At 73.3% G+C, this 3,207-nt stretch carries 3 protein-coding genes and 1 pseudogene; 2 read left to right on the top strand and 2 right to left on the bottom strand.

Annotation, left to right across the window (positions count from 1 at the left end; translation table 11 throughout):
* Window positions 1-136: 136 nt before the first annotated feature.
* Window positions 137-1,129, bottom strand: coding sequence for an alpha/beta hydrolase (locus ABZ719_RS37395; RefSeq protein ID WP_366729628.1), 993 nt, complete (start codon window positions 1,127-1,129; stop codon window positions 137-139).
* Between the two features lie 145 nt (window positions 1,130-1,274).
* On the opposite strand from ABZ719_RS37395, the gene ABZ719_RS37400 reads away from it, so the two are divergent.
* Window positions 1,275-1,859, top strand: a complete 585-nt coding sequence (locus ABZ719_RS37400; protein ID WP_366729629.1) for a helix-turn-helix domain-containing protein — start codon at window positions 1,275-1,277, stop codon at window positions 1,857-1,859.
* A 397-nt stretch (window positions 1,860-2,256) separates the two neighbouring features.
* Here the strand turns inward: ABZ719_RS37400 and ABZ719_RS37405 are convergent, their stop codons facing one another.
* Window positions 2,257-2,877, bottom strand: a complete 621-nt coding sequence (locus tag ABZ719_RS37405; protein WP_366729630.1) for a helix-turn-helix domain-containing protein — start codon at window positions 2,875-2,877, stop codon at window positions 2,257-2,259.
* An 88-nt stretch (window positions 2,878-2,965) separates the two neighbouring features.
* Between ABZ719_RS37405 and ABZ719_RS37410 the strand changes: the two are divergent.
* A pseudogene (locus ABZ719_RS37410) lies at window positions 2,966-3,207 on the top strand (hypothetical protein); the annotation flags it as partial.

A 3,207-nucleotide genomic window follows, 5' to 3' on the forward strand; every position in this document is an offset into this window, starting at 1 on the left:
GGTTTCGGCACGGGCACGGACTGCTGCCCGCGCGGGGCAATGCTCCGACAGGACGCCCCTGTCGGACGCGGCCGCCACGCGTGGCCGGCCCGGCGTCGCGGCCTTCCTGCGACGGCGGGCCGGTCCGTGGTCCGGGTCAGTCGCCGAGAGAGGCGAGCCAGCCGGTCAGGAGACGGTTGACCTCCTCCGGGCGTTCCTGCTGGATCCAATGGCCGCAGTCGTCCAGGATGTGCGACGAGACCAGACCCGGGAGGGTGGCGGGGTAGGCGTCGATCGCCTCGGCCATCCACGTGGTGGAGGCGTCCAGGCCGCCGCCGATGAACAGGGACGGCTGCTTGAGCGGCGCGCCGCTGTGCGGGGCGAGGTCTTCCCAGTCCCGGTCCATGTTGCGGTAGCGGTTGAGGGCGCCGGTCATGCCGGTGCGCTCGAACTCCCCGGCGTAGACGTCGAGGTCGTCCTCGGACAGCCAGGCGGGGAGCGGGCCGCTCGGGAAGCGGTCGCGCAGCCGTCCCGCGCCTCGGCTCACGAAGTGCGGGTCGGGCTCCGCCGGGGACGGCATGGTGTCGCCGGACAGCGCGGCGAAGAAGCCCGCGAGCCAGCCCCGGACGTCGGGTTCCATCTCCGCCTCGGCGCGGCCGGGCTCCTGGAAGTAGGAGACGTAGAACTCCTGCTCCGGGCCGCCGATGCCGGTGAAGACACTGGTGGGGCGGGGGCCGCCGGGCGGGGCGTAGGGGACGCTCAGCAGTCCGACCGCGCGGAAGACCTCGGGGTGGAGCAGGGCCGAGGTGGCCGCGATGTTGGATCCCCAGTCGTGCCCGACGATCACGGCCCGCTCCTCGCCGAGGGCGCGCACCAGGGCGACGTTGTCCTCCACCAGGTCGAGCATGCGGTACGCGTGCGGCGCGGCGGGCTTGGAGGAGCGGCCGTAGCCGCGCACGTCGAGTGCGACCGCCCGGTACCCGGCCGCCGCGAGGGCCGGGAGCTGGTGGCGCCAGGAGTACCAGGACTCGGGGAAGCCGTGCACGAGCAGGACCAGCGGCCCGCTGCCCTGCTCGACCAGGTGCAGCCGTCCGGCGGGTGCCTCGACGGTGCGGTGGCGCCGGCGGGCGGGGGGCGTGGGCTGGGACATGGGTGTTCTCCTCGGTTGCCGGGGGCGCGGGTGCCCATTGATCATGCGCTGCGGCGGCCGGCCGATGCGACAAGCGTTGCCAGCGTGGCAAAGTGGCAGGACACGGCCGTGGACGCGGCCCGTGGGGAGGCGATGGGGGCGGAGCATGACGGACGACGGTGTGGCTGGGACGCTGGCCGCGATGGCGTCGCGGCTGAGGGCCGCGCGCGAGCACCGCGGTGACACGCTTTCCGACGTGAGCCGCGCGACCGGCATCTCCCTGAGCACGTTGTCGCGGATGGAGACCGGCCGGCGCAGGCCGACCCTGGAGGTGCTGCTGCGGCTGGCGAGCGCGTACGGCCTCTCCCTCGACGAACTGGCAGGCACCTCGCCGGCCCCCGGGGCCGGAGCACGTGGGCGCACGCCGCGCAGCCGCGGTGACGACAAGGCGGTCCTGCCCCTGACCCGGTACGTCGGGGGCCTGCACGTCCACAAGCACGTGCTGCCGCCCGTGGACGAACCGCCACCGCGGCCGCGGCAGACCGTCCACGACGGCCACGAATGGCTGTGCGTGCTGTACGGGCGGCTGTGGCTGGCGCTGGGTGAGCAGGACCTCGTCCTCTCGGCGGGCGAGGTGGCCGAGTTCGACACCCGCACCGCCCACGGGGTGGCGAACGCGGGTCCCGGCGGACCGGTCGAATACCTCATCGTGTTCGGGCCGCAGGGCGAACGCCTGCGACCACGTACTTGAGGCCGGGCTCCGGGACCCGGCGCGGCCGGGACTGGTCCGACTCGGCTTCCGACTCGGCTTCCGGACCGGCTTCCGGACCGGGGCAGATGCCGGCTGGATGTCGTCGAGCGTTCGAAGGGCACCCGGTGACAGGTCCGGCTGGGGCGCCCGGCACGTCTCGTGCGGCCGCGGCGGCCCCTCGGCCCGGCGACGGACGGGAGACCGCCGGGTCGTGCGACCGCCCGTCGTGCGATCGTCCGTCGCGCGACCCCAGGGTCGTGACGGCCATCGGGTCGTAGCGGCCATCGGGTTGTGCGACCCCCGGGCCGTATGGCGACCGGGCCGTATGGCGACCGGGCCGTATGGTGACCGGGTCGTGCGGTCACCGGGCGGGAGCGTCGTCCGCGGGCCGCCCGCTTCACCGGGGCGGCGCGGCCGGCCCGGCCGGGGCCCGGTGTTCCAGCAGCTCGCGGGCCCGGTCGAGGGCCTGGCCGAACGGGTCGGGGAAGACGTCCAGCCCGTGCGCGACCACCGCACCCTCGTGCAGCAGCATCAGTCCTTGAGCCAGCCGGTCCGCGCCCGCCTCGTCGATCTCCCGGGCGAGACGGGTGAACAGGCCGAGCATCCACTGCTTCTGCCCCGTGATGACCGGATACGCCGGGTGTGCCGGATCCCCGATCTCCGCATGAGCGTTGATCATGGCGCACCCTCTGGAGCCGTGTTCCCCCGCCCAGGCGCGCGCGGCCCGGAAGACGGCCAGGATCCGGTCCGCCGGTGCCTGTCCAGCGGCCGCCTCCAGGTGGGTGCCGAGCAGTTCCCGCCAGCGTTCGTCGCGATGGGCGAGGTACTCCACGACGAGCTGCTCCTTCGAGCCGAACCGGTCGTAGAGCGTCTTCTTGGTCACCCCCGCCTCGGCGGCGATGAGGTCCACGCCCACGGGGTGGATGCCGCGCTCGTAGAACAGCCGCTCGGCGGCCTCCAGTACCCGGCGCGCGCCGGGCGTCATGCGGATGCGGTGCGGGACTTCCTCGGACTCCATGACCCACAAGTATACCGGTCTGTATAGTGGGCACTCATGGCAGGTATACCGTTCTGTATAACTCCGAGTGTCCACGGGATGTGGTCAAGTGAACGCCCTGCTGTCCGTCGCCTTCGTCCTGTGCTGGAGCTCCGGCTTCATCGGAGCCAAGCTCGGCGCCGGGACATCGACCGTGACCACGCTGCTGATGTGGCGTTTCGTGCCGCTCGCGCTGGTCCTCGTCGCCGTCGCGCCCCTCACCCGGGCGATGGCGGACGCGGCCGTCGCCGACCTGCGCGCCGAGGACGTGCTGCCGAAGCTGCTGAAGGTGCTCGGCAGCTCACCGGTCAC

This window comes from Streptomyces sp. NPDC006743 (genome assembly GCF_040703815.1).
Taxonomy (GTDB): Bacteria; Actinomycetota; Actinomycetes; order Streptomycetales; family Streptomycetaceae; genus Streptomyces.

Excerpts from the sequence above, each read along its gene's own strand:
- ABZ719_RS37395 (WP_366729628.1), bottom strand. The coding sequence starts at position 1,129 with ATGTCCCAGCCCACGCCCCCCGCCCGCCGGCGCCACCGCACCGTCGAG.
- ABZ719_RS37400 (WP_366729629.1), top strand. The coding sequence starts at position 1,275 with ATGACGGACGACGGTGTGGCTGGGACGCTGGCCGCGATGGCGTCGCGG.
- ABZ719_RS37405 (WP_366729630.1), bottom strand. The coding sequence starts at position 2,877 with ATGGAGTCCGAGGAAGTCCCGCACCGCATCCGCATGACGCCCGGCGCG.